General features: G+C 55.2%; 29 protein-coding genes and 1 other RNA gene. 20 read left to right on the forward strand and 10 right to left on the reverse strand.

Going from position 1 to position 26,026, the window contains the following annotated elements; all coding sequences use genetic code 11:
- The coding region (locus CW267_RS17400) for an MFS transporter (RefSeq protein WP_206054929.1) at positions 1-527 on the reverse strand (527 nt) is incomplete at its 3' end.
- Positions 528-635: 108 nt separating this feature from the next.
- Here CW267_RS17400 and CW267_RS17405 point away from each other — a divergent pair.
- The 6 genes from CW267_RS17405 to sstT all read left to right on the forward strand — a co-directional run bounded on the left by CW267_RS17405 (position 636) and on the right by sstT (position 7,639).
- Positions 636-1,502 carry a helix-turn-helix domain-containing protein gene (locus tag CW267_RS17405; RefSeq protein ID WP_012540503.1) on the forward strand — a complete coding sequence of 289 codons (867 nt, stop codon included), beginning with the start codon at positions 636-638 and terminating at the stop codon, positions 1,500-1,502.
- A 129-nt stretch (positions 1,503-1,631) separates the two neighbouring features.
- On the forward strand, positions 1,632-3,275 hold the full coding sequence (locus CW267_RS17410; protein ID WP_022066319.1) for a glycoside hydrolase family 43 protein: 1,644 nt from the start codon (positions 1,632-1,634) through the stop codon (positions 3,273-3,275).
- A gap of 78 nt (positions 3,276-3,353) precedes the next feature.
- Positions 3,354-3,854: a M48 family metallopeptidase gene (locus CW267_RS17415; RefSeq protein WP_008806575.1), complete on the forward strand. Its 501-nt coding sequence runs from the start codon at positions 3,354-3,356 to the stop codon at positions 3,852-3,854.
- A 73-nt stretch (positions 3,855-3,927) separates the two neighbouring features.
- Positions 3,928-4,917, forward strand: a complete 990-nt coding sequence (locus CW267_RS17420; protein ID WP_008806576.1) for a Gfo/Idh/MocA family protein — start codon at positions 3,928-3,930, stop codon at positions 4,915-4,917.
- Positions 4,918-5,188: 271 nt separating this feature from the next.
- Positions 5,189-6,160, forward strand: coding sequence for a TerC family protein (locus tag CW267_RS17425; protein WP_008806577.1), 972 nt, complete (start codon positions 5,189-5,191; stop codon positions 6,158-6,160).
- A 231-nt stretch (positions 6,161-6,391) separates the two neighbouring features.
- Positions 6,392-7,639, forward strand: coding sequence for a serine/threonine transporter SstT (sstT, locus tag CW267_RS17430; RefSeq protein ID WP_008806578.1), 1,248 nt, complete (start codon positions 6,392-6,394; stop codon positions 7,637-7,639).
- Positions 7,640-7,654: 15 nt separating this feature from the next.
- On the opposite strand, the gene CW267_RS17435 is transcribed toward sstT, so the two are convergent.
- From CW267_RS17435 to uxaC, 3 genes are all read right to left on the reverse strand, one after another.
- Complete coding sequence (locus tag CW267_RS17435) at positions 7,655-8,209, reverse strand: YgjV family protein (protein ID WP_008806579.1); 555 nt, start codon at positions 8,207-8,209, stop codon at positions 7,655-7,657.
- A gap of 129 nt (positions 8,210-8,338) precedes the next feature.
- Positions 8,339-9,826: a UxaA family hydrolase gene (locus CW267_RS17440; RefSeq protein WP_022066320.1), complete on the reverse strand. Its 1,488-nt coding sequence runs from the start codon at positions 9,824-9,826 to the stop codon at positions 8,339-8,341.
- An 18-nt stretch (positions 9,827-9,844) separates the two neighbouring features.
- The gene (uxaC, locus tag CW267_RS17445; protein ID WP_022066321.1) at positions 9,845-11,257 is read right to left on the reverse strand and encodes a glucuronate isomerase; all 1,413 of its coding nucleotides are present in this window, start codon (positions 11,255-11,257) and stop codon (positions 9,845-9,847) included.
- 482 nt (positions 11,258-11,739) lie between these two features.
- Here uxaC and CW267_RS17450 point away from each other — a divergent pair, with 482 nt between their 5' ends.
- The 11 genes from CW267_RS17450 to CW267_RS17500 all read left to right on the forward strand — a co-directional run bounded on the left by CW267_RS17450 (position 11,740) and on the right by CW267_RS17500 (position 19,204).
- Entirely contained in the window at positions 11,740-13,041 is a 1,302-nt protein-coding gene (locus CW267_RS17450; RefSeq protein WP_008806582.1) for an MFS transporter, read from the forward strand.
- A gap of 127 nt (positions 13,042-13,168) precedes the next feature.
- Complete coding sequence (exuR, locus tag CW267_RS17455; RefSeq protein ID WP_012967188.1) at positions 13,169-13,945, forward strand: transcriptional regulator ExuR; 777 nt, start codon at positions 13,169-13,171, stop codon at positions 13,943-13,945.
- Positions 13,946-14,286: 341 nt separating this feature from the next.
- Positions 14,287-14,949 (forward strand): DedA family general envelope maintenance protein YqjA, encoded by a 663-nt coding sequence (gene yqjA, locus CW267_RS17460; RefSeq protein WP_004206121.1) that lies wholly within the window; start codon positions 14,287-14,289, stop codon positions 14,947-14,949.
- 8 nt (positions 14,950-14,957) lie between these two features.
- On the forward strand, positions 14,958-15,335 hold the full coding sequence (gene mzrA, locus CW267_RS17465) for an EnvZ/OmpR regulon moderator MzrA (protein ID WP_162493301.1): 378 nt from the start codon (positions 14,958-14,960) through the stop codon (positions 15,333-15,335).
- A 149-nt stretch (positions 15,336-15,484) separates the two neighbouring features.
- Positions 15,485-15,853, forward strand: coding sequence for a DUF1090 domain-containing protein (locus CW267_RS17470; protein ID WP_032741017.1), 369 nt, complete (start codon positions 15,485-15,487; stop codon positions 15,851-15,853).
- 45 nt (positions 15,854-15,898) lie between these two features.
- Positions 15,899-16,204 carry a DUF883 family protein gene (locus tag CW267_RS17475; RefSeq protein ID WP_008806586.1) on the forward strand — a complete coding sequence of 102 codons (306 nt, stop codon included), beginning with the start codon at positions 15,899-15,901 and terminating at the stop codon, positions 16,202-16,204.
- 2 nt (positions 16,205-16,206) lie between these two features.
- On the forward strand, positions 16,207-16,605 hold the full coding sequence (locus CW267_RS17480; protein ID WP_012540496.1) for a phage holin family protein: 399 nt from the start codon (positions 16,207-16,209) through the stop codon (positions 16,603-16,605).
- Positions 16,602-16,898, forward strand: a complete 297-nt coding sequence (locus CW267_RS17485) for a YqjK-like family protein (protein ID WP_022066322.1) — start codon at positions 16,602-16,604, stop codon at positions 16,896-16,898. The genes CW267_RS17480 and CW267_RS17485 overlap by 4 nt, the downstream gene beginning before the upstream one ends.
- Before the next feature lie 356 nt (positions 16,899-17,254).
- Positions 17,255-17,647 (forward strand): DoxX family protein, encoded by a 393-nt coding sequence (locus CW267_RS17490; RefSeq protein WP_002917920.1) that lies wholly within the window; start codon positions 17,255-17,257, stop codon positions 17,645-17,647.
- Between the two features lie 75 nt (positions 17,648-17,722).
- Positions 17,723-18,709, forward strand: a complete 987-nt coding sequence (locus tag CW267_RS17495) for a glutathione S-transferase family protein (RefSeq protein WP_100781259.1) — start codon at positions 17,723-17,725, stop codon at positions 18,707-18,709.
- Between the two features lie 126 nt (positions 18,710-18,835).
- Entirely contained in the window at positions 18,836-19,204 is a 369-nt protein-coding gene (locus CW267_RS17500; RefSeq protein WP_008806590.1) for a DUF805 domain-containing protein, read from the forward strand.
- A 41-nt stretch (positions 19,205-19,245) separates the two neighbouring features.
- Here the strand turns inward: CW267_RS17500 and CW267_RS17505 are convergent, their stop codons facing one another.
- A complete protein-coding gene (locus CW267_RS17505; protein WP_048963974.1) occupies positions 19,246-20,142 on the reverse strand; it encodes a LysR family transcriptional regulator in 897 nt (298 codons plus the stop codon).
- Between the two features lie 104 nt (positions 20,143-20,246).
- On the opposite strand from CW267_RS17505, the gene CW267_RS17510 reads away from it, so the two are divergent.
- Both CW267_RS17510 and CW267_RS30680 read left to right on the forward strand, forming a co-directional pair.
- Entirely contained in the window at positions 20,247-20,948 is a 702-nt protein-coding gene (locus CW267_RS17510) for a pirin family protein (RefSeq protein WP_100781258.1), read from the forward strand.
- Between the two features lie 24 nt (positions 20,949-20,972).
- The gene (locus tag CW267_RS30680; RefSeq protein WP_008806592.1) at positions 20,973-21,140 is read left to right on the forward strand and encodes a hypothetical protein; all 168 of its coding nucleotides are present in this window, start codon (positions 20,973-20,975) and stop codon (positions 21,138-21,140) included.
- Positions 21,141-21,213: 73 nt separating this feature from the next.
- Here CW267_RS30680 and CW267_RS17515 read toward each other — a convergent pair whose 3' ends face one another.
- Positions 21,214-21,624 carry a Spy/CpxP family protein refolding chaperone gene (locus CW267_RS17515; protein ID WP_100781257.1) on the reverse strand — a complete coding sequence of 137 codons (411 nt, stop codon included), beginning with the start codon at positions 21,622-21,624 and terminating at the stop codon, positions 21,214-21,216.
- Between the two features lie 311 nt (positions 21,625-21,935).
- Between CW267_RS17515 and CW267_RS17520 the strand changes: the two genes are divergently transcribed.
- Positions 21,936-22,400, forward strand: a complete 465-nt coding sequence (locus CW267_RS17520) for an OB-fold putative lipoprotein (protein ID WP_012967186.1) — start codon at positions 21,936-21,938, stop codon at positions 22,398-22,400.
- 229 nt (positions 22,401-22,629) lie between these two features.
- Here CW267_RS17520 and rnpB read toward each other — a convergent pair.
- The 4 genes from rnpB to garL all read right to left on the reverse strand — a co-directional run bounded on the left by rnpB (position 22,630) and on the right by garL (position 25,944).
- An RNA gene (gene rnpB / locus CW267_RS17525) (RNase P RNA component class A) lies at positions 22,630-23,012 on the reverse strand.
- Positions 23,013-23,044: 32 nt separating this feature from the next.
- Positions 23,045-24,190, reverse strand: a complete 1,146-nt coding sequence (gene garK / locus CW267_RS17530) for a glycerate 2-kinase (protein WP_023340749.1) — start codon at positions 24,188-24,190, stop codon at positions 23,045-23,047.
- A gap of 64 nt (positions 24,191-24,254) precedes the next feature.
- A complete protein-coding gene (gene garR / locus CW267_RS17535; protein ID WP_012540492.1) occupies positions 24,255-25,145 on the reverse strand; it encodes a 2-hydroxy-3-oxopropionate reductase in 891 nt (296 codons plus the stop codon).
- A gap of 28 nt (positions 25,146-25,173) precedes the next feature.
- Positions 25,174-25,944 carry a 2-dehydro-3-deoxyglucarate aldolase gene (gene garL, locus CW267_RS17540; RefSeq protein WP_016161867.1) on the reverse strand — a complete coding sequence of 257 codons (771 nt, stop codon included), beginning with the start codon at positions 25,942-25,944 and terminating at the stop codon, positions 25,174-25,176.
- Positions 25,945-26,026: the final 82 nt, after the last annotated feature.

The raw sequence follows: 26,026 nt of genomic DNA on the forward strand, positions 1-26,026 counted from the left end.
CCTTTCCCCAGCCAGGCTACCAACGGTAGCGCAGTCAGCGACACAATCAGGCCGCCTAAGGTACTTAGCGCAAACCGCCACGACTGCAGCGATACTCGCTCGCGGGAGTCATTGGAAATATTATTAATCATCGCGCAGTACGGGACGTTAATAGCGGTATACACTAACGATAATAAAGTATAAGAAACATAGGCATAAATTAACTTACCGCTATAACCTAAATCCGGGGTATAAAACGTTAAGCAGCACAATACGCCAAACGGAATGGCAAACCATAAAATATAGGGCCGGAATTGACCATATTTAGTGCGGGTTCTATCAGCCACCGCCCCCATTAATACATCAGTCACCGCATCTAATACTCTGACGGCTAAAAACATGGTTCCCATATGCGCGGGGCTTAAACCAAATACGTCGGTATAAAACCAGGCCATGAACAGCATCACTGTTTGCCATACTAAATTACAACCGGTGTCGCCTAAGCCATAGCTGAATTTTTCTTTGATACTAATACGAGCAGTATTCATCGCGCCTCCGCAATAAGAGCACTGTTAGATTTGATAGGCATACGTTATTGCTAAGGGCAATCCGGTTATGTATAAATTATCCTGTTAAATATAAGAAGAGTGTACCCGATGAGTGACGAATCTCCCGTTTTCGAAAAGATCCCCGTTGGCGCAGGTGAACTCTTTACGCTGCGAGCAGATAACATAAATGATTTCAATGGGATAAATGTAGTTCCACATTTCCATATGATGGACGAACTGATGTGGTTCAGAGAATCAGGGGGAAGCTATTCAATTGGCGACGAAAAATTTACCATTAAAAACAACACGCTGGTATATGTCCCTGCCCTACTCATTCATGAAATGACGCTACCGCCCGCTGCCAGCCACAAGCGTTATCTTATGCAATTCGAAAAAGAGTGGCTGGAAGGATATGATCTGTCGCTACCTGCGGCCCACTGCGGCGCGGTAGTTTATCTTTCCGGCGAGGAGGCTGAGCGCCTTGAGCTGCTGCTGAGCTGGTGCAGTGAGTTCAGCGACTTCTCTGATTCGCTGTTCCGTTCCCTGATGCAAAGCGTACTACTGCATGCTTTTAATCGCCTTAAAGATTCCGTTCCTGTTACCGAACGAACCCATCATCGCTACCTGAGCGAACTTATCGAACTACTACAAGTCATTAATGCCAATGAAAATTTTGAAATGACAACAGAGGAAGCCGCCCGACGCTGTCAGTGGTCAAAATCCTGGTTTTCCCGCACCTTTAAATCCGCCTTTGGCATCAGCTTTAAGAAATTCATGCTGCTGCGCAAACTCAATATCGCTGTCAATCTGCTGACAAACACCGACCTGAAGATCAGCGATATCTCGCAAAGTGCCGGCTTCACTGACAGCGCCTACTTCTGCCTCAAGTTTAAAGAGATGATGAACGATACTCCGCAATCTTTCCGCCACAAAATCAGAAGCACCGATGCCGTAGGCAGTCGGGCGGAGAAATAAATCGTTTTTTGTGAGCAGCATCACCAGATAAGTGGACGTTTATTATATAAATAGAAACAGTCTATATATCTCCTGAGTCATCCTCCACTTAAAATTATTGCTATATTTTGAGCATTAAGGATAAATACGATGATTCAGAATCCTGTCTTTAGAGGTTTTAATCCTGACCCCTGTATATGCCGCCGCGGCGATGATTATTATGTGGCGGTATCATCATTTGAATGGTTTCCCGGACTACCGGTTTATCATTCAAGGGATCTTAAACATTGGCAATTGCTCACCCATGTGCTTACCGATGATAATAACCCAGACTTAAAAAAACTGCCTTCTGCCAAAGGTATTTGGGCCCCAAGCCTGACCTGGTGCGAAGAAGAAAAGCTGTTTTATGTCATTTATGGCGTTATGAATTCAATGAACTCCCGTTATTTTGACGTTGATAATTATCTTATTACCGCCGAGGAGATCACTGGCCCGTGGAGCGCCCCCGTTTATCTCCATTCAGCTGGATTCGATGCCTCAATTTTGCACGACCACGATGGCAGAAAATGGATCGTCTCACTGGAGTGGGAAACTCGCGAAGGCTATGAAAAACCGGGAGCGATCTGCCTGGTAGAATATTCGCCGCAGACGCACAGCGTCATCGGCTACCCGCAGCGCATCTGGCACGGCGGTACCGACCGCGGCTGCATTGAAGCGCCGCATCTGACGAGACGCGGCGACTATTACTACCTGATGGTCGCCGAAGGCGGCACCGGTTACGGGCATTCTGTCACCATGGCCCGCGCCACCGAGGTCGCTGGCCCCTATCAAGGCGATCCGCTCAATCCAATCGTCACATCCTGGCCAGAGAATTTTAACGAACGCAAAGATACAGGCCATCTCAAGCCCCACTATTTCAATCCGGAAACCTACCTGCAAAAGGCCGGGCACGGTAGCTATGTCGAGACCCCAACGGGTGAAGTCTGGCTAACCCACCTTTGCAGTCGTCCGTTTCGCCAGGAGCTACGCTGCCCTCTGGGTCGCGAAACGGCGCTCCAAAGGATGGAATGGAGCGAGGATGGCTGGCTGCGCCTGGCCGCTGGGGGTCATCTCGCACAGCATCAGGTAGAAGGATCCCGTCTGCCGCCGCACCCGTTTCCACCAAAAGCGGACCTTGATGATTTTGATGAGCCAAGGGTGGATAACGCGTTTTATGCGCCGAGGATCCATTTCCAGCGTTTTACCTGCCTGACGCGTAAAGCAGGCTATCTTGCTCTACGCGGTCAGGAGTCGCTGAGCTCGCTCAATAAAGTCAGTCTGCTGGCGAAAAAGCTGACCTCGGTATACGCCAACATCAGTACGAAGATGGATTTTAACCCGGAGATTTATCAGCACAGCGCTGGACTGGTGCTCTATTACGACAACATGAACTATCTGTTTTTACATAAAACCTGGGATGAAACCTCTGGCGCGGCGCAACTGGCTATTATCTACATGGATAACGGTGAGCGTCACGACGATCCACAGAAAATTCGCCTTGCCGAGGGAGAAATCTATCTCGCGATTGCTATTAATGGCCGAGAGGTACAGTGTTCATGGTCTGTCGACGGTGAGCACTATCACCCCATCGGAGCGGTCTACGACACATCGCATTTCTCCGATGAATACAGCCGCTACGGCGAGTTTACCGGGGCGTTTGTCGGCATGGCCTGCGTGGATAGTATGCTGCATCGCAAAGAGGCGCTGTTTGATTTCTTCTGCTACCGGGCGGATGAAGACGCGATAATCGAGTAACGATGCCTTTCTGGCATCCTGTCCGCACAGGGTGCTAGAATCCCCGGCTGTTGTCGCTTAATTACGCAAACGGGCTACATGAGCACATTACCTTATCTCCATGGCTATCCTGAATCGCTGCTGTCGCAGGTGACGACCTTAATCGAGCAAGACCGCCTCGGCGAGGTGCTGCAAAAGCGTTATCCGCAGGGGCATGACGTTAACAGCGATAAAGCGCTGTATCAGTACACCCAGGATCTGAAGGCCCGCTTTCTGCGCGGAGCGGCGCCGATCAACAAAGTGATGTACGACAGTAAAATCCACGTGCTGAACAATGCGCTCGGCCTGCATACCGCGATTTCCCGCGTTCAGGGCGGTAAGCTGAAAGCCAAAGCGGAAATTCGCGTGGCGACGGTGTTTCGCGACGCGCCGGAGGCCTTTCTGCGGATGATCGTGGTCCATGAACTGGCGCATTTGAAAGAGAAAGATCACAACAAAGCCTTTTATCAACTGTGCTGCCATATGGAGCCACAGTACCATCAACTGGAGTTCGATACCCGCCTGTGGCTGACGCACCTTTCGTTAAATCGTTCTGCGTAGTGACGCACTGGTTTTGTCATGATGGCATGATAGAGTGACGACAGGTTCCCTTTAATGGAGTTCGTCAACGTTTATGATACGTTTCGCAGTTGTTGGCACAAACTGGATCACCAAGCAGTTTGTCGATGCCGCCCATGAAACCGGCAAATATAAACTTACCGCCATCTACTCCCGCAGCCTCGAACAGGCGCAAGCCTTCGCCAACGACTATCCGGTCGAGCATCTGTTTACCTCGCTCGATGAACTGGCACAGAGCCCTGACGTTGACGCGGTCTATATTGCCAGCCCGAACTCGCTGCACTTCCCACAGACCCGGCTGTTCCTGAGCCACAAAAAGCACGTCATTTGCGAAAAGCCGCTGGCATCGAACCTGCAGGAAGTCGAGGCGGCGATAGCGCTGGCGAAAGAAAATAACGTTGTGCTGTTTGAAGCCTTTAAAACCGCCAGCCTGCCTAACTTTCTGCTACTGAAAGAGACGCTTCCTAAAGTGGGCAAACTGCGCAAAGCCTTCATCAACTACTGTCAGTACTCCTCGCGCTATCAGCGCTACCTTGACGGCGAAAACCCCAACACCTTTAACCCGGCGTTCTCTAACGGTTCGATTATGGATATCGGCTTCTATTGCCTGGCGTCCGCTGTGGCGTTATGGGGCGAACCGCGGGCCGTTCTTGCCACCGCCAGCCTGCTGGACAGCGGCGTAGACGCCCAGGGCACCGTGGTGCTGAGCTATGGCGACTTCGACGTGACGCTGCATCACTCCAAAGTTAGCGATTCCGCGATCCCCAGTGAAATCCAGGGCGAAGACGGCACATTAGTGATCGAAAAAATCTCCGAATGCCAGAAGCTGGCGTTTGTGCCGCGCGGCGGTAAAGCCCAGGACCTGACGCAGCCCCAGCACATTAATACTATGCTGTATGAGGCGGAGACCTTTGCGCGCCTGGTGGAGACACAGGACGTCAATCACCCGGGTCTGACCGTGAGCCGTATTACGGCAAAACTGTCGAGCGAAATTCGTCGCCAGACCGGAGTGATCTTCCCGGCCGATACGCAGCCGCTGGCGTAAAAGAGTGTAAAGGCCGGACCGGCCGCCATTGACGAAAACCGCCCTGTGACATATTTTGTTACGTGCAAAGGGGAGTAACTTCCTTGCCGGTTGATCGTCATTACGATGCGTGCAATACCGCATCCGGTCGCCGGGCAATAACCAAAGCCCATCGCGATGTACTTTGGTTGTTGTAAGTGAGACCTTGCCGGAAGGCGAGGTCTATGCATAAAAGCGCAGCGGCTGCCGTCTTCCGACGTCAGCCGTTTTGTTTTTATGTAAGGAATATCAAATGAATACTGTCGGCACGCCGTTGCTATGGGGTGGATTCGCTGTCGTCGTCGCGATCATGTTGGCAATCGACCTGCTGCTTCAGGGACGACGCGGTTCGCATAGCATGACCATGAAGCAGGCCGCGGGCTGGTCAATCCTTTGGGTCACGCTTTCTCTGCTGTTCAACGCCGCCTTCTGGTGGTATCTGGTACAAACCCAGGGCCGGGCCGTCGCTGACCCGCAGGCCTTAGCCTTCCTCACCGGTTATCTGATTGAGAAAGCGCTGGCGGTCGATAACGTCTTCGTCTGGTTGATGCTGTTCAGCTATTTCGCCGTACCGCCTGCTCTGCAGCGCCGGGTACTGGTGTATGGCGTGCTGGGCGCGATTGTTCTGCGTACCATCATGATCTTCGCCGGCAGCTGGCTGATTTCCCAGTTTGACTGGCTGCTGTACGTCTTCGGCGCCTTCCTGCTGTTTACCGGCGTGAAGATGGCGCTGGCGAAAGAAGATGACTCCGGCATCGGCGATAAACCACTGGTGCGCTGGATCCGCAGCCATCTGCGAATGACGGATAAAATCGAGAGCGAGCGCTTCTTCACCCGTAAAAACGGGGTGCTGTTCGCCACGCCGCTGCTGCTGGTGCTGATCCTGGTGGAACTGAGCGATGTGATTTTCGCCGTCGACAGTATCCCGGCGATCTTCGCGGTCACCACCGATCCGTTTATCGTCCTGACCTCAAACCTGTTCGCGATCCTCGGCCTGCGCGCCATGTACTTCCTGCTGGCGGGGGTCGCCGAGCGCTTCTCGATGCTCAAATACGGTCTGTCGGTGATCCTGGTGTTTATTGGCGTGAAGATGCTGATCGTCGACTTCTACCATATCCCGGTCGCCATCTCGCTGGGCGTAGTAGGAGGCATCCTGGCCGTCACGCTGCTGATTAACGCCTGGGTCAACAAGCAACACGACAAGCAGCGCAAACTGCCTGAGTAATCTGCACAACGCGCCGTCGGCCATCGCCGACGGCAATCTCTGCTCATGTCACAGTTATGTTACTACATAGTTAAAAAACAAGATCCAGATTAAAATCACAGCATTTTACGCTTCCCGCCCGCCATTCTTTCCGTATACTCGACTATGCAAACATCTACTTACATCCTGACATAAACGTAACAAATAATACGTGGCTGGGATGGCTTGCTACATCACTGGAAGGAATGAATTATGACCACACGCACTCCCCCATCGGGGTGGATCTCACGCCTGGCGCAAGGCAGCCTGGTGAAACAAATTTTAATCGGTCTGGTGCTTGGCGTGCTGCTGGCGCTGGTCTCTAAGCCAACGGCCATTGCCGTCGGTCTGCTGGGGACCCTGTTCGTCGGCGCGTTAAAGGCGGTGGCGCCGGTGCTGGTATTGATGCTGGTGATGGCCTCCATCGCTAACCATCAGCACGGACAAAAAACCAGTATTCGCCCCATTCTGTTTCTCTATCTGCTGGGCACCTTCAGCGCGGCGCTGACCGCGGTGTTGTTTAGTTTTGTCTTTCCGTCGACTCTGCATTTAACCACCGCCGCCGACAGCATCACGCCGCCGTCGGGGATTGTCGAAGTGCTGCGCGGCCTGCTGATGAGCATGGTATCTAACCCGATCGACGCCCTGCTGAACGCCAACTATATCGGCATTCTGGTGTGGGCGGTGGGGCTGGGCTTCGCCCTGCGTCACGGTAACGACACCACCAAAAACCTGATCAACGATGTCTCCCATGCGGTGACCTTCATCGTCAAAGTGGTGATCCGTTTTGCACCGCTGGGGATCTTCGGTCTGGTCTCTTCCACCCTGGCGACCACCGGTTTCGAGACCCTGTGGGGCTACGCCCAGCTACTGCTGGTGCTGGTCGGCTGTATGCTGCTGGTAGCGCTGGTGATTAACCCACTGCTGGTGTTCTGGAAAATCCGCCGTAACCCCTATCCGCTGGTGCTGACCTGCCTGCGCGAAAGCGGCGTCTACGCGTTCTTCACCCGCAGCTCCGCCGCCAATATTCCGGTGAATATGGCGCTGTGTGAAAAGCTGAATCTGGATCGCGATACCTATTCGGTCTCCATTCCACTGGGGGCGACCATCAATATGGCGGGCGCGGCGATCACGATCACCGTGCTGACGCTGGCGGCGGTGCATACGCTGAATATTCCGGTGGATCTGCCGACGGCGCTGCTGCTGAGCGTGGTCGCTTCGCTGTGCGCCTGCGGCGCCTCCGGCGTGGCGGGCGGTTCGCTGCTGCTGATCCCGCTGGCCTGTAATATGTTTGGGATCCCGAACGATGTGGCGATGCAGGTGGTTGCCGTCGGCTTTATTATCGGCGTGCTGCAGGATTCCTGCGAAACGGCGCTCAACTCCTCAACCGACGCCCTGTTTACCGCCGCGGCCTGCATAGCAGAAGATGACCAGCTGGCGAAAAACGCCCTGCGCAGCTAATGCCTTTCCCCTCCGCTATCGGGCGGAGGGGCTCTCTTCCTGGACTGCGTTTTCAACCTTAAACGGATCGATACCGCGCTTTTGCATCCGGCGGAAGCGAATGATATTCAGCCCGTTGACGATCAGAAAACTGCCTTCAATCAGCGTCCCACCAATCGAACCCAACCACAGATTATGCGTGACCCAGCAGGCGGTGGAGCACCACATCACGCAGCGGACGGTCAGCCCTTTGCAACGAAACAGCGCCCAGGTGCTGGCGACGGTGCCAATGATCGGCAGCAGCTCCATGGCATGCTGCAGTTTGCCCAGGCCGAGGATCAGCGTCAGGAGGATAAAGACGGTCATCACCCACAGGCTACGGGTGCGTAAGGAAATGACCGTACGTAGCGCATTGAGCCCGGCGCTCATTCCGGCCGACCCGGCGCCCATCAGGAAAAAATGGACGCCGATAATAGCGCTATAGACCGCCAGCTGTAGCCTGAAACGGCGTTCATCGCGGTTGATAAAGGTGGTAATGCCGATAAGAAAGGCGATGACGCCGACCCCCTGGGCCAGCCAATACGCGGTCATGAAAGCTCCCTGACTGAAAAAAACAAACGGCGCTTCACTAGCTGAAACGCCGCTGTTACGAGCCCGATGGCGTTACGCTATCAGGCCGATACACGTTCTACGCCCCTGGGCGCCAATGTGAATACACCTTTACAGGGTAACACCGCTTTTAAAGATGGCCAGTTCGCGGAAGTCATTCTGTTCATTACAGGTCGGTTTACCGTTAGCGAAAGCCACAATGGCATCCACAAACTCCTCCAGCAGCTGCGGCATCGCTTTGCCATGGAGCAGCTGCCCGGCATCGAAGTCGATCCAGTGCTTTTTCTTCGCCGCCAGTTCGCTGTTGGTGGCGATCTTCACCGTCGGCACAAAGCCGCCGTACGGCGTGCCGCGTCCGGTGCTAAACAACACCATATGACAGCCGGCGCCGGCCAGCGCGCTGGTGGCGACCGCGTCGTTGCCCGGCGCGCTCAGCAAATTCAGACCATGAACCTTCAGGCGCTCGCCGTAGCGCAGGACATCCACCACCTGGCTGGAACCCGCTTTCTGAGTACAGCCCAGCGACTTATCTTCCAGGGTGGTGATCCCCCCGGCTTTGTTACCCGGGGAAGGGTTTTCGTAAATAGGCTGGTCGTGTGCGATAAAGTACTGCTTAAAGTCATTGACCATGGTCACCAGCTTGTCGAAGGTCGCTTCGTCACGGCAGTGACTCATCAGCAGCTGTTCAGCACCGAACATCTCCGGCACTTCGGTCAGCACGGTGGTGCCGCCGTTGGCGATCACATAGTCTGAGAAGCGGCCCAGCATCGGGTTAGCGGTAATCCCCGACAGGCCGTCCGATCCCCCGCACTCGAGACCAAACTTCAGCTCGCTCAATTTACCCGGCTGGCGTTTATCCTGACGCATCACTTCATACAGCTGATGCAGATGCGCAACCCCCGCTTCCACTTCATCGTCCTGGTGCTGGCAAACCATAAAGTGCACACGCTGCGGGTCAAACTCGCCCAGCGTTTCGCGAAAGGCATCCACCTGGTTGTTTTCACAGCCAAGGCCAACCACCAGTACCGCCCCGGCGTTCGGGTGACGAACCATATTTTGCAGCATGGTGCGAGTGTTGATGTGGTCATCCCCAAGCTGCGAGCAGCCATAGGTGTGGCTGAAGAGATGCACCCCATCGATATCCTCAGCGCCATACGTCTCTTTCAGGAAACGGTTCTGCATTTGTCTGGCCATCGCGTTGACGCAGCCGACGGTCGGCAGGATCCACAGCTCATTGCGCACGCCGACGTCACCGTTGGCGCGACGATAAATCTGCACTTCGCGATCCGCAGGCTGTGGCGGTTGGGCAACCCGGTCCGGTTGATAGCGATACGCGTCAAGGTCGCTGAGATTGGTGCGCGTATTGTGCGCATGAACATGCTCGCCCGGCGCGATATCCGCCAGCGCATGGCCAATCGGCAACCCGTACTTAACGACGTTTTCCCCTTTCGCGATAGCGCGCAGTGCAAACTTGTGGCCGCGAACGATATCCTGGCCGAGGGTGACCGAATCCTTATCAATCGTCACCACACTACCGGCAGCGATATCCGCCAGCGCGACCGCGACGTTATCCTGCGAATGGATTTTAATGTATTGCATATCAACCGACCTCTGGCCTTAGTTCAGTTCAATGGCGAAATAGTCACGCGCATTGTTAAAGCAAATGTTTTTCACCATCTCGCCCAGCAGCGCGATATCCGCAGGCGCTTCGCCGGCAGCCACCCAGCGGCCGATCATCTGGCACAGAATGCGGCGGAAGTATTCGTGGCGCGTGTAGGAGAGGAAGCTGCGGCTGTCGGTCAGCATCCCGACGAAGCGGCTCAGCAGGCCGAGCTGCGCCAGCTGGGTCATCTGCCGCTCCATGCCGTCTTTCTGATCGTTGAACCACCAGCCGGAGCCGAACTGCATCTTGCCTGGCATGCCTTCACCCTGGAAGTTACCGATCATGGTGCCCAGCACTTCGTTATCGCGCGGGTTCAGGCAGTAGAGAATGGTTTTCGGCAGCAGGTTTTCTTCGTTCTGCTTGCTCAGCAGCTTAGACAGCTCTTCCGCCATCGGGCGATCGTTGATCGAATCGAAGCCCACATCCGGGCCTAACAGTTTGAACTGACGCAGGTTGTTGTTACGCAGCGCACCGATATGGTACTGCTGTACCCAACCGCGACGGGCATATTCTGCGCCGAGGAACACCAGCACCGCGGTTTTGAACTGCGCCACTTCGTGTTCGCTGAGGGGCTCGCCAGCCAGACGGCGCGCCAGAATGGCGTCCAGCTCGGCGTCGGTCGCTTCCGCAAACAGCACCACGTCCAGCGCGTGGTCGGAGACCTTGCAGCCGTGTGCGGCAAAGTGGTCCAGACGTTTGGTCAGAGCGCTTTGCAGGTCCGCAAAACGGCGAATATCGGTATCGGACACCTCACCCAGCCTCGCCATGTAGTCATTAAAGGTCGCCTGTTCAATGTTGAATGCTTTATCCGGGCGCCAGCTCGGCAGCACTTTGATATCAAAGGAGGTATCTTTGGCGACAACCGCATGGTGCTCGAGAGAATCAATCGGATCGTCGGTGGTACCGACCATCTTCACATTCATCTGCTTCATGATCCCGCGGGCGGAGAAGGCGTCCTGAGCCAGTAAATCATTGCACTGGTCCCAGATCTCATCGGCGGTGGATGGAGACAACAGCTTACCTGTAATACCAAAAGGGCGACGCAGCTCTAAATGGGTCCAGTGGTATAACGGGTTGCCAATAGTGTGCGGCACCGTTGCCGCCCAGGCGTCAAATTTCTCGCGATCGGACGCATCACCGGTACACAGACGCTCCGGTACGCCGTTAGTGCGCATTGCGCGCCATTTGTAGTGATCGCCTTTCAGCCAGATGTCATACAGATTTTTGAAGCGATAGTTTTCGGCAACCTGCTGCGGTGGAAGGTGGCAATGGTAGTCGAAAATCGGCTGATCTTTGGCGTAATCGTGGTACAAACGGCGAGCAAATTCGGTATCGAGTAGAAAATCTTCAGTCATAAACGGTGTCATTCGCGTGTCCTCTTCGCTCCGTAGCGGGAGCCTTTCAGATGATTGACTACAATGCTGACAAAGTTATCACACCAATTTCTACAGACCGAGCTGTTTTTCGTGAGTTAGATCAATAAACGTCGATAAAAAAACGACCGCCTCATTGGAAAACACCCCGGCAGGGCGCGCCATCTCTGGCTTTCCCGGTAAGGGCTAAAGACCACACTAACTTTCCCACTTTTGTGACAGCACTCAACTTTTAAAGTTGTATGACAAGTTATCTTTCTGCCGTCGCAACATATAAACCGACGGAATGCATTACCGGTGTTTATGACATCGGCTTATACGGAATGGACACCGACTTTCAACATAACAACTGATGGTAAGGTTCGGGCCAGAGGGGGATCCCCCCTCCTGAACCCTCCGTTTCGCTTTCCCGACCGCGTATTGCCGTCAGGAAAGGCCGCACCTGATGCGGAAAGATAACAGACGATGAGGTTTACATGCGTAAAATTAAAGGGTTACGTTGGTACATGATTGCGCTGGTGACGCTAGGCACCGTGCTGGGCTACCTGACCCGTAACACCGTGGCGGCGGCCGCGCCGACGCTGATGGAAGAGTTACACATCTCGACTCAACAGTACTCCTATATCATTGCAGCCTATTCCGCTGCCTACACCGTCATGCAGCCTGTCGCGGGTTACGTCCTCGATATTCTCGGGACCAAAATCGGCTATGCCTTCTTTGCTATCGCCTGGGCGATATTCTGCGGCTCAACCGCGCTGGCAGGCAGCTGGGGCGGCCTGGCGCTGGCTCGCGGCGCAGTCGGCGCAGCGGAAGCCGCGATGATCCCTGCCGGGCTGAAAGCCAGTTCTGAATGGTTCCCGGCAAAAGAGCGCTCTATCGCGGTGGGCTACTTCAACGTCGGTTCCTCTATTGGCGCCATGATCGCGCCGCCGTTGGTGGTGTGGGCGATTGTCATGCACAGCTGGCAGATGGCGTTCATCATCTCCGGGGTATTGAGCTTCGCCTGGGCCATCGCCTGGCTTATCTTCTACAAACACCCGCGCGACCAGAAAAAATTATCTGACGAAGAACGCGACTACATCATTGGCGGTCAGGAGTCTCAGCATCAGACCAATAACGCGAAGAAAATGTCGCCGTGGCAGATCCTGCGCAACCGTCAGTTCTGGGGTATCGCCCTGCCGCGCTTCCTCGCCGAGCCGGCCTGGGGGACCTTTAACGCCTGGATCCCGCTGTTCATGTTTAAGGTTTACGGCTTTAACCTGAAAGAGATCGCGATGTTCGCCTGGATGCCGATGCTGTTCGCCGACCTCGGCTGCATCGTGGGCGGTTACCTGCCGCCGCTGTTCCAGCGCTGGTTTGGCGTCAACCTGATCGTGTCGCGTAAAATGGTGGTCACCATGGGCGCCCTGCTGATGATTGGCCCGGGGATGATCGGCCTGTTCACCAGCCCGTACGTGGCGATTGCCCTGCTGTGCATCGGCGGGTTCGCTCACCAGGCGCTGTCCGGGGCGCTGATCACCCTCTCTTCCGACGTCTTTGGCCGTAACGAAGTCGCTACCGCCAACGGTCTGACCGGGATGGCCGCCTGGCTGGCGAGCACCATGTTCGCCCTGGTTGTCGGCGCGCTGGCAGACACCATCGGCTTCAGCCCGCTGTTTGCGGTACTGGCCGTCTTTGACCTGCTGGGCGCGCTGGTTATCTGGACGGTGCTGAAAAACAAACCGGCTGACGATGACTCGACGCCGCTTAGCAGCCGCAAACCCGCCACGCAGAGTTAGATCATGTGCTGATATGACCGCTTATCGAGCCGCCTTCTCAGGCGGCTTTTTCATGCCTGCCAGTGGTGGAAAGCGTGTAAAAGTGGTATAACAAATCGAATATTGTCGCCATCTTGCGGGAGCGAATATGGAAATCATTGAACCACGCCGTCTGTATCAGCAGCTTGCCGCTGAGCTGAAGACGCGCATCGAACAAGGTGTCTACCTTGTAGGGGATAAGCTGCCCGCCGAGCGCTTTATCGCCGATGAAAAAAACGTCAGCCGCACCGTGGTTCGTGAAGCCATTATCATGCTGGAAGTGGAAGGGTATGTCGAAGTCCGCAAAGGGTCGGGTATTCATGTCATCTCCAACCATCCCAAGTACCAGCAGGTGGCCGATGAAAGCCTTGAATTCGCCAACTATGGCCCTTTTGAACTCCTGCAGGCGCGGCAGCTAATTGAAAGCAATATTGCTGAATTCGCGGCGACTCAGGTGACCAAACAGGACATCATGAAGCTGATGGAGATTCAGGAGAAAGCGCGCAACGAGAAGTGTTTCCGCGACTCCGAGTGGGATCTCCAGTTCCACGTCCAGGTGGCGCTGGCCACGCAGAACAGTGCGCTGGCGGCGATCGTGGAAAAAATGTGGACCCAGCGCGTGCATAACCCGTACTGGAAAAAGCTGCATGAGCATATCGACCTGCGCACGGTCGATAACTGGTGCGACGATCACGATCAGATCCTGAAAGCCCTGCTGCGTAAAGATCCCAACGCCGCCAAGCTGGCGATGTGGCAGCATCTGGAAAATACCAAGCAAATGCTGTTTAACGAAACCAGCGATGACTTTGAATTTAATGCCGATCGCTACTTATTTGCCGATAATCCGGTAGTTCATCTCGATACGGCGGCCAACAGCGCGAAATAAGCGCTTATCCTGACGGCGCGCGGCCCCTGCGCGCCTGCCCCCCAGGCCGGCTGGAGTAAGTAAAACATATATAGTGTCAGCCTGTGTAAATCCTCTCGCCTCCCACCGCCGCAATCAGCAAAATCAACGAGCAACACCTTGCAATTTCTCTGACGTAAAGTCAGCTGATTTGTTACAATTAGATGCATTTTGCCGTTCTGGGGGTAAGTGTTTACTTACTTCAGTCTTATACAGGGAAGCGTTCAGAGCGCCTAAGCAGCGACCAAAATCTCATAAAAATCTTGTCGCCCAACATGCCACGCGCTCAGACGTGCCGTTAACCGATGTACCAGGAATCGTGAATGGAACTTTTAACCCAGTTATTGAATGCCTTGTGGGCTCAGGATTACGAAACGCTCGCGAATCCCTCCATGATTGGCATGCTGTATTTTGTCTTGTTTATGATTTTGTTCCTTGAGAACGGGTTACTGCCTGCCGCGTTTTTACCGGGGGATAGTCTGCTTGTGCTCGTGGGCGTGCTGATCGCCAAAGGGGCGATGGGCTTTCCGGAAACCTTGCTGCTGCTTACCGCCGCCGCCAGCCTCGGCTGCTGGCTGAGCTACATTCAGGGGCGCTGGCTGGGCAATACGCGGATCGTGCAAAACTGGCTGTCGCATCTGCCCTCTCACTATCATCAACGCGCGCATCACCTGTTTCATAAGCATGGGCTCTCCGCGCTGCTGATCGGCCGCTTTATCGCCTTCGTGCGTACGCTGTTGCCGACGATTGCCGGCCTTTCAGGCCTCAATAACGCTCGCTTTCAGTTCTTTAACTGGATGAGCGGCCTGCTGTGGGTGCTCATCCTGACCTCGCTGGGCTATCTGCTGGGCAAAACCCCGGTATTCCTCAAGTATGAAGATCAGCTGATGTCCTGCCTGATGCTCCTTCCGGTCGCGCTGCTGGTCTTCGGACTGATCGGCTCGCTGGTGGTGCTGTGGAAGAAAAAATACAGAAGCCGGGGCTAATGATGGTCATTAAACGCCCCTCCCTGCGCCAGCTGAGCTGGCTGCTGGGTGGCTCTCTTGTGCTCTGCGCGCTGTTCTGGCTCTGGCTGGCAGTGCAGCAGCAGGAGGCCACGCTGGCGATCCGTCCGGTTGGCCAGGGCGTCAGCATGCCGGACGGCTTCTCCGTCTGGCATCATCTCGACGCCAACGGTATCCGCTTTAAGAGCATTACGCCGCAAAAAGATGGCCTGCTGATTAAGTTCGACTCCACCGCCCAGGGCGCGGCGGCGAAAGAGGTTCTCGGTCGCGCTCTGCCACATGGTTATATTATTGCCCTGCTGGAGGACGATAACTCGGCCACCGCCTGGTTATCCCGTCTGCGCGACGCGCCTCACCGGCTCGGGTAAACTACCGCCTTACTGCGTTTTTTACGCAGTCTGGTGGTTTCCTGCATTTGTTACTATGCTTAAACCTGCGGGAATCAACGCATTCCCGTTCACCATCGGGAACGGGTATATCCTCCGGGTATACCCTCAGACAATGGAAGGTACTATCCATGAAACACCGCATCGCTCTGCTTCTGGCCCTGACTTCACTTAGCGCCAGCGCCATAGCAGCCTCTCCCTGCCAGGAAAAAGAGCAGGATATTCAACGAGAGATCAGCTATGCCGAAAAGCATCATAATCAAAGTCGCATTGATGGGCTAAATACCGCGCTACGTCAGGTACGGGAAAACTGCAGCGACAGTAAACTCAAAGCCGATCATCAGCAAAAAATTGCCAAACAGCGGGAAGAGATCGCTGAACGTCATCGCGATCTGCAGGAAGCCCGGAAGAAAGGCGATGCGGACAAAATCAACAAACGCCAGCATAAACTCAATGAAGCGCAACAGGAGTTAAAAACGCTGGAGTCTCGGGACTACTAATAACAGTTAACTTTCGCAACACGGACCACGCTACAGGAGAACGACATGGCTAAAGAGAATGTAACTGACGACCTTCGTGCAGAACTGAAAACGCTGGCGGATACCCTGGAGGAAGTTCTGAATTCCTCGGCGGACAAGTCGAAAGAAGAGATTGGTAAACTGCGTAGTAAAGCAGAGAGCGCGCTAAAAGAGAGTCGTGCCCGCCTGGGTGAAACCAGCGATGCGATTTTGCGTCAAACGCGCGAGACCGCCGCGCGGGCGGATGATTATGTTCGCGAAAATCCGTGGACAGGAGTCGGGATTGGTGCCGCCGTCGGGCTGGTGCTGGGTGTCCTGTTGTCGCGTCGCTGATTATGGCGAATACTCAACACACGCAGGGGCCAGGCCAGCGCGTGTTCTCCATTGGCCAGCGTATCGTCACGCTGCTGGTCGAAATGGTGGAAACACGGCTGCGCCTGGTCGTCGTGGAGCTGGAGGAGGAGAAAGCCAACCTCTTCCAGCTGCTGATCATGACCGGACTGACGCTGCTGTTTGCCGCGTTTGGCCTCATGAGTCTGCTGGTGCTGGTTATCTGGGCCGTTGACGCCCAGTACCGCCTGCACGTCATGATCGCCACCACCGTCGTTCTGCTCCTCGCCGCCGCGATCGTGGGTATCCTTACCCTACGTAAGGCGCGCCGCTCCACGCTGCTGCGCCTGACGCGTAAAGAGCTGGAGAACGACCGTGCCCTTCTGGAGGACGATAAACCGTGAATGGCCGACAGGAGCGTGAACGGCAAAAGGCGCTGCTGCTGCGCCAGATCCACCAGCAACGACTGGAGCTTAGCGCCTGTCGTCGCCACTGGCTGGAGGCGACAGCGCCCCTCGATCGCGGCTGGCATACGCTGCTGAGTTTACGTTCGTGGCTGATGGTTGGCAGCGGTTTGATGGCCGTCTGGTCCATACGACACCCGCACTTTTTGATGCGCTGGACCAAACGCGGTCTCGGACTGTGGAGCACCTGGCGGATGGTCCGCGGGATCCTGCGCCAGTCGTCAACACATTAGCAGCCCGGAGCGCGGGCGCTTATCCGGGCGCCCCGCTCTGCCATTTCCCCGTCCGATACAATACGCCGTTCGCGGCAGCCGGGGCCTTCGCCGCAACCCGCGGTTAGCCCCCCTCAGATCTCAATTCATTCCGCTCAGCCACCCGATATCGGGACGGGTAGTTCCCCTCGTCGCCAGAAAATTTCTCCTCACCGCAGTTATTGCTCAGAAACTTTGAAGAAGATCTACAGTTTTCCTTGCTAACAATTCCCTCTCCGCCTCGTTACTATCCTCTCCATCGACAGCAACACCGTGTAACCACGCGGGATTGCGCTAAAAAACAAAACTGCCGCCCTTTGGGTTTTCTGGAGTAAGAAATGAAAAAATTAGAAGATGTTGGTGTACTGGTAGCGCGTATTCTGATGCCGATTCTGTTTATCACTGCAGGATGGGGCAAAATCACTGGTTACGCCGGAACCCAGCAGTATATGGAAGCCATGGGCGTGCCGGGAGCACTGCTGCCGCTGACCATTCTCCTTGAATTCGGCGGCGGTCTGGCGATTCTGTTCGGTTTCCTGACCCGTACCACCGCGTTGTTCACCGCAGGCTTTACGCTGCTGACCGCGTTCCTGTTCCACAGCAACTTTGCGGAAGGCGTGAACTCGCTGATGTTCATGAAAAACCTGACCATTGCTGGCGGTTATCTGCTGCTGGCCATTACCGGACCGGGCGCATTCAGCATCGACCGCGTACTGAATAAAAAGTGGTAAGCGCACTATACTGAGTAAAAATCTAAAAAAAGCGAGGGGATATCTCCTCGTTTTTGCTATCTGCAGGAGGAAGTAATGGGACAATTAGTCGACGGCATCTGGCAAGATACCTGGTATGACACCAAATCCACCGGAGGACGATTTAAGCGTTCCGTTTCGGCCTTCCGTAACTGGCTCACGGCCGATGGCGCGCCGGGGGCTGCGGGCGAAGGTGGCTTTGCCGCGGAAAAAGACCGTTATCATCTGTATGTTTCTTTAGCCTGCCCGTGGGCGCACCGCACGTTAATTCTGCGCAAGCTGAAAGGACTGGAACCCTTTATATCCGTCTCCGTGGTCAATCCGCTGATGCTGGAAAACGGCTGGACCTTCGCCGATGATTTCCCTGGTGCTACCGGCGACCAGCTCTATCATCATCAGTTCCTCTATCAGCTCTATCTGCAGGCTGACCCGCACTATACCGGTCGCGTCACGGTCCCGGTATTGTGGGACAAAAAACAGCAGACCATCGTCAGCAATGAGTCGGCAGAAATCATCCGCATGTTTAATACCGCCTTCGATGGTCTGGGCGCCAGAGCCGGGGATTACTATCCGCCGGCGCTGCGGGAAAAAATCGATGAACTGAACGGCTGGATCTACGACAACGTCAACAACGGCGTGTATAAGGCCGGCTTTGCCACCAGCCAGCAGGCTTACGACGAAGCGGTCGAGGCGGTCTTTACTTCACTGGAGCGGCTGGAGCAGATCCTCGGTCAGCATCGTTACCTGACGGGAAATCAGCTGACGGAAGCCGATATTCGCCTGTGGACCACGCTGGTACGGTTCGACCCGGTATATGTGACGCATTTTAAATGCGACAAACGGCGCATTAGCGATTACCTCAACCTGTACGGTTTTCTGCGCGATATCTACCAGATGCCCGGCATCGCGGAGACGGTGAGTATTCCGCATATCCGCCACCACTATTACCGCAGCCATAAAACCATTAATCCAACCGGCATTATCTCCATTGGACCGCAACAGGATCTCAACGAACCCCACGGCCGCGATCAGCGCTTCCGTTGATCTTTCGGGCGCCAGTGATGGCGCCCAATAATTCAGAAAACAGATATTTACCCACCATTCATTCACGTCTATTCTTATTGCGATCGCTTAAAAAACAAGTGATTGACGGTTAATTGAGGCGTAGAAATGGACTGGTATCTCAAGGCATTAAAAAACTATATAGGATTTGGCGGCCGTGCGCGGCGCAAAGAGTACTGGATGTTTATTCTGGTCAACCTCATCCTGACCGGCGTATTGAGCATCATCGATAAAATGCTGGGCTGGCAGCGGGCGGGCGGCGAAGGCATTCTGACGACCATCTATGGCGTACTGGTCTTTTTACCGTGGTGGGCGGTGCAGTTTCGGCGTCTGCATGACACCGACCGCTCAGCCTGGTGGCTGCTGCTGCTGTTGATCCCGGTCATCGGCTGGCTGGTGATCCTGATCTTTAACTGCCAGCGCGGCACCGAAGGCAACAATCGCTTCGGACCCGATCCGAAACCCTTCTCCTATTAATCTTCCCGCTCCTCCCGCTAGCGGGAGGAGCGTCTTCTCGACTAGCGCCCCGCAAACAGCTTAGGGATTTCGCGCAGACACCAGGACTTCGCCTCGCCCATACTGTCCCGCCGCCAGGCCATGATTATGTCAATTTCATTGGTGTATTCCGGGCTGACGACCCGCAGACGCCCTTCGGCAATATCCTTCTCCACCAGCGGATAGGGCATGGTCGCCACGCCTAGCCCGGCCAGCAGTGCCTGGCGCTTATCTTCAATGGTACTCACCGTTAAGCGCGGCTGTTTATCCAGCAGCTGAACGGTAAGGACGGGCCGCTCGCGTGCGGTATCCGCTACTGCGACGCCGCGGTATTTCACGCGGGTCACTTCCGAGAGCGGTTCCGGCTCCTGGTGGATCGGGTGATCCGGCGCCGCGACGTACACACTGAGCACCGAATAGAGTTTGCGCGAGTTAATCTCCGAGGAGGAACGAAAATGCATATCCGGCGCGACAACAATATCCGCCCGCCCCTGCTCCAGCCGCTCCCAGGCGCCGGCCAGCACTTCGGTGATAATCGACAACTGCGTGTTGGATTTGGTCGCCAGTTTTTCAATCAGCGGAAACAGATCCACGGTCGGAACCAGCGCTTCGGTGACGATTGTCAGGTGGGTTTCCCAACCGCGCGACAACGCTTCCGCATCGGTGGTGAGTTTATCCGCCGCTTCGAGCAGCACGCGCCCGCGTTCCAGGAGCATCCGTCCAACGTTGGTGAACTTCGTGCGATGACCTGAGCGGTCAAACAGCACCACGTCCAGCTCCTCTTCCAGTTTTTGCATGGTATAGCTCAGGGCGGAAGGCACGCGTCCCAGCTCATCAGCCGCGGCAGCAAAGCTCCCACGGCGGTCGATCGCATCCATCACACGCAACGCTTCCAGCGTTAATGCTCTCTCTTTGGCCATCGCTTTCTCATTCAGGAAATTTGAACATACCGGGCAGAATATCTGGCTAACAATACAGCGTCCATACCTTTACCATTGATTTAGTGTAAAGAGAGGTCAAGAACATGATTACTACCCGAACAGCCAAACAATGCGGACAAGCAGACTTCGGCTGGCTGCAGGCCCGCTACACCTTCTCCTTTGGCCACTACTTCGACCCGAAATTACTGGGCTTCGCGTCCTTGCGCGTCCTCAACCAGGAAGTGCTGGCGCCCAGCGCTTCCTTCCAGGCCAGGACGTACCCAAAAGTCGATATCCTGAACCTGATTCTGGAAGGCGAAGCGGAGTATCGCGACAGCGACGGCAACCACGTGCAGGCCAAAGCCGGTGAAGCGCTGCTTATCGCCACCCAGCCTGGCGTGAGCTATAGCGAGCATAATCTGAGCAAAGAGCAGTCGTTAACGCGAATGCAGCTGTGGCTCGACGCTTGCCCGCAGCGGGAAAACCCGCTACAGCAGAAAACCGAAGTGGTGAGCGCACCGCTGCAGCTGCTGGCCTCGCCGGAGGGAGAGAACGGCAGTCTCCAGCTTCGCCAGCAGGCCTGGGTCTACCATATCGCACTGGAGAAAGGAGAGCAGATTAGCGTGCAGCTGCATGGCCCACGCGCTTACCTGCAGTCAATCCACGGCACCGTCCATGCCGTCGCGCAGGAACAACAAAAACAGGCTCTCACCTGTGGTGACGGCGCATTTATTCGTGACGAAGCTAACATTACCCTCGTCGCCGATACGCCGCTGCGCGCTTTGCTGATAGATTTACCGGTGTAACAACGGAAGGGATGGAGTCTGTCAGTGAGTAAAAAGAAAAACAGAAAAAAGGCGTCCCCGACGCCATCAGCCCCGACGCAGCCGGAAACCGCCGGCGTCGTCAGCTTTGGTTATGATGAGATGCTGAGCGAACTGGAAGCCATTGTTGTCGAAGCGGAGATTCGTCTGCGGGATGAAGAAAGTCTCGCCTGAAAAGGCAATATCAATGATTCGATTTTCGTTTATAGCCTGAAGATAATATCGGCCCCGAAAGGGGCCGATGACATTATTCGCTCAGCGCGTCGGCAAGATCTTTTTTCACCTGGGTACGCTGCTCCGGCGTCAGGACCTGATTCACATCGAAATAATACTTCACGCGGTAATAACGCACCTGCTGATCGATCTTACTGAAGGCAGCCAGCTGATCCTTGACTGCCTTTTCATCCCATTTTCCGGAATCAATCACGTTAATCAGGGCGCCATCTTTAATGTCTTGCTGCGAAATCTGTTGAACATTATTTTCCAGTTGCTGATGCAGGCTTTTAATTTTCGCAACCTGATCGCTGGTGAGTTTTAAGTGCTGGACAATAGGGTCCTGCGCCGGCGCTGGCGCCGCCTGCACGTCCGCGGCTTGCGTAGACAGAGAGAAACCGGTAGTCAGAAGGGCTGCAAACGCAATACGGGTCATTAATTTCATTGTTTTATCCTGAAGTGAAAGTGTCTGAAATAGCGGTTTATTATTTTACAGTTGGTAGTGAATAAATGTAAAAAATAATACCTAAAGATTATTCACAGCGTGCACCTGATCACAAACCATTCAATACATAAGAAATTCAAATGTTCTCACCAAATGAATTCATATGAAAAATACCACGTTTATATAAAATGACTTTAGCGCTTATCACGGAAATTAATTGACAGTAGCCACGGTTACTTTATTTAATTAGCGAGAAAGATGTCATACATAAAAGCAGGGATATCATTTTTAAAATATATAAGGAGATAGTTATGTTATTACGCACTCGCGTATTACCGCTGTTTTTTGTCATCTCGCTGTTAAGCGGCTGCGGCCTGGCTTCTAAAGCCTTTTATTCCGCGGGAGACAAATTATTTCAACCGGGAGATGACGCCGTCGCTTCGATGCAGACGTATTCAGTCGCCCAGTTCCTGCAGCCGTTTACCCTCAACCCGGCGAAGGCCAGCAGCGATTATCTGGGCAAATGGGTCAAGGTGCGCGGCGTGATTGTCGACATTCGCCGAATGAGCGGTATCGCCGGCAGCTACTATTTTACCGTGACCATGCGAGATGAACAGAATAAAACGGATAAACGTCTGACCTTCAATTTTGGCTCACATAACAGCGCAGACGTTGAGGCGTTAAGCAACGGCAGCATCGCCACGATCGTCGGTCAGGTTCATCAGGTGCAAGATTCCACGATCCCGACGCTACAGAATCCTAAGGTGGTTAAATAACGGTAACTGACCAATAAGCCGCGTTCTTTTGGTATAGCGTCGTGGACAGTCATTCATCCTGTTCCCGCTATCCGAATAGTCAAAACCCCGCCGGAGCAGGGTTTTAGCGTAAAAGGTGAAACTGACCGATAAGCCGCGTTCTTTTGGTATAGCGTCGTGGACAGTCATTCATCCTGCTTCCGGTATTCGAATAGCAAAAACCCCGCCGGAGCGGGGTTTTGACATAAAAAGGTGAAACTGACCGATAAGCCGGGTTCTGTCGTGGACAGTCATTCATCTAGGCCAGCAATCGCTCACTGGCTCAAGCAGCCTACCCGGGTTCAGTACGGGCCGTACCTTATGAACCCCTATTTGGCCTTGCTCCGGGTGGAGTTTACCGTGCCGCGGACTGTTACCAGCCGCGCGGTGCGCTCTTACCGCACCCTTTCACCCTTACCTGATCCCGCTTACGCGGGCCATCGGCGGTTTGCTCTCTGTTGCACTGGTCGTGGGCTGTGACACCCCCCAGGCGTTACCTGGCACCTTGCCCTATGGAGCCCGGACTTTCCTCCCCTCCGCCCGTCTCCCCCCGAAGGAGGACGACGACGAAGCGGCGACTGTCTGGTCAGCTTCGGCGCGCAGTATAGAGGGTTTACCGCCCGTTGTCATCCTTCTGTCGTCATCCCAACCTGCAGGGTGGCGGCGATATTGCGCGACGCGCGGTAAATGTTATCAAACGCCCCGCGAAATGCCTCTTCCAGCGTCGAAACTGTGGTTAACACGCTGAAAACCGCATCGATGCCGTGATGATGAACCACGCCGACGTCGTGGGTCAGGCTGCCAGCAATACCGATCACCGGCTTACGGTATTTTTTCGCCACCCGGGCTATCCCCACCGGCACCTTACCGTGAATAGACTGGCTATCGATCCGCCCTTCTCCGGTGACCACCAGCGAGCAGTCATGGATCTGCTCTTCCAGCTTCAGCGCCTCGGTAACGATCTCAATCCCGCTACGCAGTTCCGCATTAAGAAAGGCCATCAGCGCCGCGCCCATGCCGCCGGCCGCCCCCGCCCCGGGGATCGGCTTAACGTCCACCTGCAGCGACGCCTTAATGACGTCGGCGAAGTGCGCCAGATTACGATCCAGCTCAACGATCATCGCCTCGGTCGCCCCTTTCTGCGGGCCAAAGATCCGCGACGCGCCGCGCTCGCCCACCAGCGGGTTAGTGACGTCGCAGGCCACGTGGATCATCCTGTCACGTAAGCGTGGATCGATGGCGGAAAGATCGATCCGGCTCAGACGGCTCAGGCTACCGCCGCCATGGCCGATCTCTTGTCCCTCGGCGTCGCAAAGGCGGGCGCCTAGCGCCTGCATCATGCCCGCCCCACCGTCGTTGGTCGCGCTGCCGCCGATACCGATAATGATCCGTTTCGCGCCATGTTCCAGCGCCTGTAATATCAGCTCGCCGGTACCGCGTGAAGTGGTGATGAGAGGGTTGCGTTTTTCGGGCGGAACGAGTCCCAGGCCGCTGGCCGCCGCCATCTCAATAAACGCAGTGACGCCATCGCCGGACATGCCCCAGCAGGCCTCCACTTTCTCGCCCAGCGGGCCAGTCACCCATGTGGAATGTTCCGTTCCCTGCGTCGCGGCAATCATCGCCTCCACCGTTCCCTCGCCGCCGTCGGCGACGGGCATGGAAACATACTGCGCGTCGGGGAAAATTTCACGGAATCCTTTTTCTATCGCCTGAGCTACCTCGGCGGCAGACAGGCTTTCTTTGTAAGAGTCTGGGGCAATGACGATTTTCATAAGTTTGTAGCCTGACCGTGCCGCGCAAGGCAAGAATAACAGGGCGCGTGGTGCGCCCTTCTTGTTAGCGAGTGACTTCCACTTTCGCCAGTTTTTCGTAATAGCACGCCAGCGCGCTATGGTCCGCGGTGCCCAGACCGTCCGCACGCAGCGCCTGCATCATCTCCATTACCGCCGCCGTCAGCGGTAGCTGAGCGCCCACGCCATGGGACGTATCCAGGGCGTTCGCCAGATCTTTAATATGCAGGTCGATACGGAATCCCGGCTTGAAGTTACGATCCATCACCATCGGCGCTTTGGCATCAAGCACGGTACTGCCCGCCAGGCCGCCACGGATCGCCTGATATACCAGATCCGGATTGACGCCAGCTTTGGTCGCCAGAGTCAGCGCTTCAGACATCGCCGCGATGTTCAGGGCGACAATCACCTGGTTAGCCAGTTTGGTGACGTTGCCCGCGCCGATGTCGCCGGTATGCACCACGGAGCCCGCCATCGCTTTCATCAGATCGTAGTATTTATCAAAGATCGCCTTATCGCCGCCGACCATCACCGACAGGGTGCCGTCGATGGCTTTTGGTTCGCCGCCGCTCACCGGCGCATCCAGCATATCAATACCCTTGGCTTTCAGCGCTTCGCTGATTTCCCGGCTCGCCAGCGGCGCGATAGAGCTCATATCAATCACCACGGTGCCCGGCTTTGCCCCTTCGATAATGCCGTTTTCACCCAGCGCCACCTCTTTCACATGCGGAGAGTTTGGCAGCATGGTGATAATGACGTCGCACTGTTCGGCAATCGCCTTCGGCGTCGTCGCAGTCTCAGCACCCGCGGCGATCACGTCGGCAATCGCTTCCGGGTTACGGTCGGACACCACCAGCGAATAACCTGCTTTCAGCAAATTTTTGCTCATCGGTTTACCCATAATGCCAAGACCGATAAAACCCACTTTGATTGTCATAATGTTCTCTCTCTCTTCATCCTGGTGATTATTTTTTAAACGCATCAGCAAGTTTCTGCGTTGCTGAGCGGAAGACGCCCAGATCGCTGCCGACGGCGACGAAGGTCGCGCCCCATTCCAGATAGCGGCGCGCATCGGCTTCAACCGGCGCCAGAATGCCACTTGGCTTACCGTGTTTCTTCGCGCTGGCGAAGATATGCTGGATGGCGCGCTGTACCTCAGGATGGGCGGCATTGCCCAGATGACCTAAGGCCGCGGCCAGGTCGCTCGGGCCGACGAACAGGCCGTCGACGCCGTCGGTCGCGGCAATCGCCTCGACGTTGTCCACCCCGGTCTGGCTCTCAATCTGCACCAGAATGGAAATGTTCTTGTTGGACTGGGCGAAGTAGTCCGCCACGGTGCCAAACATATTGCCGCGGTGGGAAACGGAGACCCCGCGGATCCCTTCCGGCGGATAACGGGTCGAAGACACCGCCTGCGCCGCCTGTTCAGCCGTCTCGACAAACGGCACCAGGAAGTTATAGAAGCCGATGTCCAGCATGCGCTTGATGATGATCGGCTCATTGGTCGGCACACGGACTACCTGCGCGCTGGAGCTGCCCTTCAGCGCCATCAGCTGTGGGATAAGCGTGGTCACGTCGTTCGGCGCGTGTTCCGCATCCAGCACCAGCCAGTCGAAACCGGCCAGACCCAGCACCTCAGTGCTGATCGGGTTAGCCAGCGCGCACCAGCAGCCAATCTGCACCTGATGAGCCGCCAGCGCGGCCTTAAATTTGTTCGGGAAAATTGCGTTATCCATGATGTTTACCTTGCGTTAATCGTTGCTTACTTCTGCAATTCCAGGCGTTTAATCTCGCGAACCATAAATATAATCAGCAGAA

Source organism: Klebsiella sp. X1-16S-Nf21 (assembly GCF_002837615.1).
In the GTDB taxonomy this organism is placed as follows: Bacteria; Pseudomonadota; Gammaproteobacteria; order Enterobacterales; family Enterobacteriaceae; genus Klebsiella; species Klebsiella variicola.

Excerpts from the sequence above, each read along its gene's own strand:
- CW267_RS17520 (WP_012967186.1), top strand. The coding sequence starts at position 21,936 with ATGTTATTACGCACTCGCGTATTACCGCTGTTTTTTGTCATCTCGCTG.
- CW267_RS17450 (WP_008806582.1), top strand. The coding sequence starts at position 11,740 with ATGCGTAAAATTAAAGGGTTACGTTGGTACATGATTGCGCTGGTGACG.
- yqjA (WP_004206121.1), top strand. The coding sequence starts at position 14,287 with ATGGAACTTTTAACCCAGTTATTGAATGCCTTGTGGGCTCAGGATTAC.
- CW267_RS17425 (WP_008806577.1), top strand. The coding sequence starts at position 5,189 with ATGAATACTGTCGGCACGCCGTTGCTATGGGGTGGATTCGCTGTCGTC.
- CW267_RS17470 (WP_032741017.1), top strand. The coding sequence starts at position 15,485 with ATGAAACACCGCATCGCTCTGCTTCTGGCCCTGACTTCACTTAGCGCC.
- CW267_RS17440 (WP_022066320.1), bottom strand. The coding sequence starts at position 9,826 with ATGCAATACATTAAAATCCATTCGCAGGATAACGTCGCGGTCGCGCTG.
- CW267_RS17490 (WP_002917920.1), top strand. The coding sequence starts at position 17,255 with ATGAAAAAATTAGAAGATGTTGGTGTACTGGTAGCGCGTATTCTGATG.
- CW267_RS17480 (WP_012540496.1), top strand. The coding sequence starts at position 16,207 with ATGGCGAATACTCAACACACGCAGGGGCCAGGCCAGCGCGTGTTCTCC.
- garR (WP_012540492.1), bottom strand. The coding sequence starts at position 25,145 with ATGACAATCAAAGTGGGTTTTATCGGTCTTGGCATTATGGGTAAACCG.
- CW267_RS17410 (WP_022066319.1), top strand. The coding sequence starts at position 1,632 with ATGATTCAGAATCCTGTCTTTAGAGGTTTTAATCCTGACCCCTGTATA.
- CW267_RS17405 (WP_012540503.1), top strand. The coding sequence starts at position 636 with ATGAGTGACGAATCTCCCGTTTTCGAAAAGATCCCCGTTGGCGCAGGT.
- exuR (WP_012967188.1), top strand. The coding sequence starts at position 13,169 with ATGGAAATCATTGAACCACGCCGTCTGTATCAGCAGCTTGCCGCTGAG.
- CW267_RS17420 (WP_008806576.1), top strand. The coding sequence starts at position 3,928 with ATGATACGTTTCGCAGTTGTTGGCACAAACTGGATCACCAAGCAGTTT.
- CW267_RS17475 (WP_008806586.1), top strand. The coding sequence starts at position 15,899 with ATGGCTAAAGAGAATGTAACTGACGACCTTCGTGCAGAACTGAAAACG.
- uxaC (WP_022066321.1), bottom strand. The coding sequence starts at position 11,257 with ATGACACCGTTTATGACTGAAGATTTTCTACTCGATACCGAATTTGCT.
- CW267_RS17510 (WP_100781258.1), top strand. The coding sequence starts at position 20,247 with ATGATTACTACCCGAACAGCCAAACAATGCGGACAAGCAGACTTCGGC.
- CW267_RS17515 (WP_100781257.1), bottom strand. The coding sequence starts at position 21,624 with ATGAAATTAATGACCCGTATTGCGTTTGCAGCCCTTCTGACTACCGGT.
- CW267_RS17415 (WP_008806575.1), top strand. The coding sequence starts at position 3,354 with ATGAGCACATTACCTTATCTCCATGGCTATCCTGAATCGCTGCTGTCG.
- CW267_RS17435 (WP_008806579.1), bottom strand. The coding sequence starts at position 8,209 with ATGACCGCGTATTGGCTGGCCCAGGGGGTCGGCGTCATCGCCTTTCTT.
- garK (WP_023340749.1), bottom strand. The coding sequence starts at position 24,190 with ATGAAAATCGTCATTGCCCCAGACTCTTACAAAGAAAGCCTGTCTGCC.
- sstT (WP_008806578.1), top strand. The coding sequence starts at position 6,392 with ATGACCACACGCACTCCCCCATCGGGGTGGATCTCACGCCTGGCGCAA.
- CW267_RS17505 (WP_048963974.1), bottom strand. The coding sequence starts at position 20,142 with ATGGCCAAAGAGAGAGCATTAACGCTGGAAGCGTTGCGTGTGATGGAT.
- CW267_RS17495 (WP_100781259.1), top strand. The coding sequence starts at position 17,723 with ATGGGACAATTAGTCGACGGCATCTGGCAAGATACCTGGTATGACACC.
- garL (WP_016161867.1), bottom strand. The coding sequence starts at position 25,944 with ATGGATAACGCAATTTTCCCGAACAAATTTAAGGCCGCGCTGGCGGCT.
- CW267_RS17500 (WP_008806590.1), top strand. The coding sequence starts at position 18,836 with ATGGACTGGTATCTCAAGGCATTAAAAAACTATATAGGATTTGGCGGC.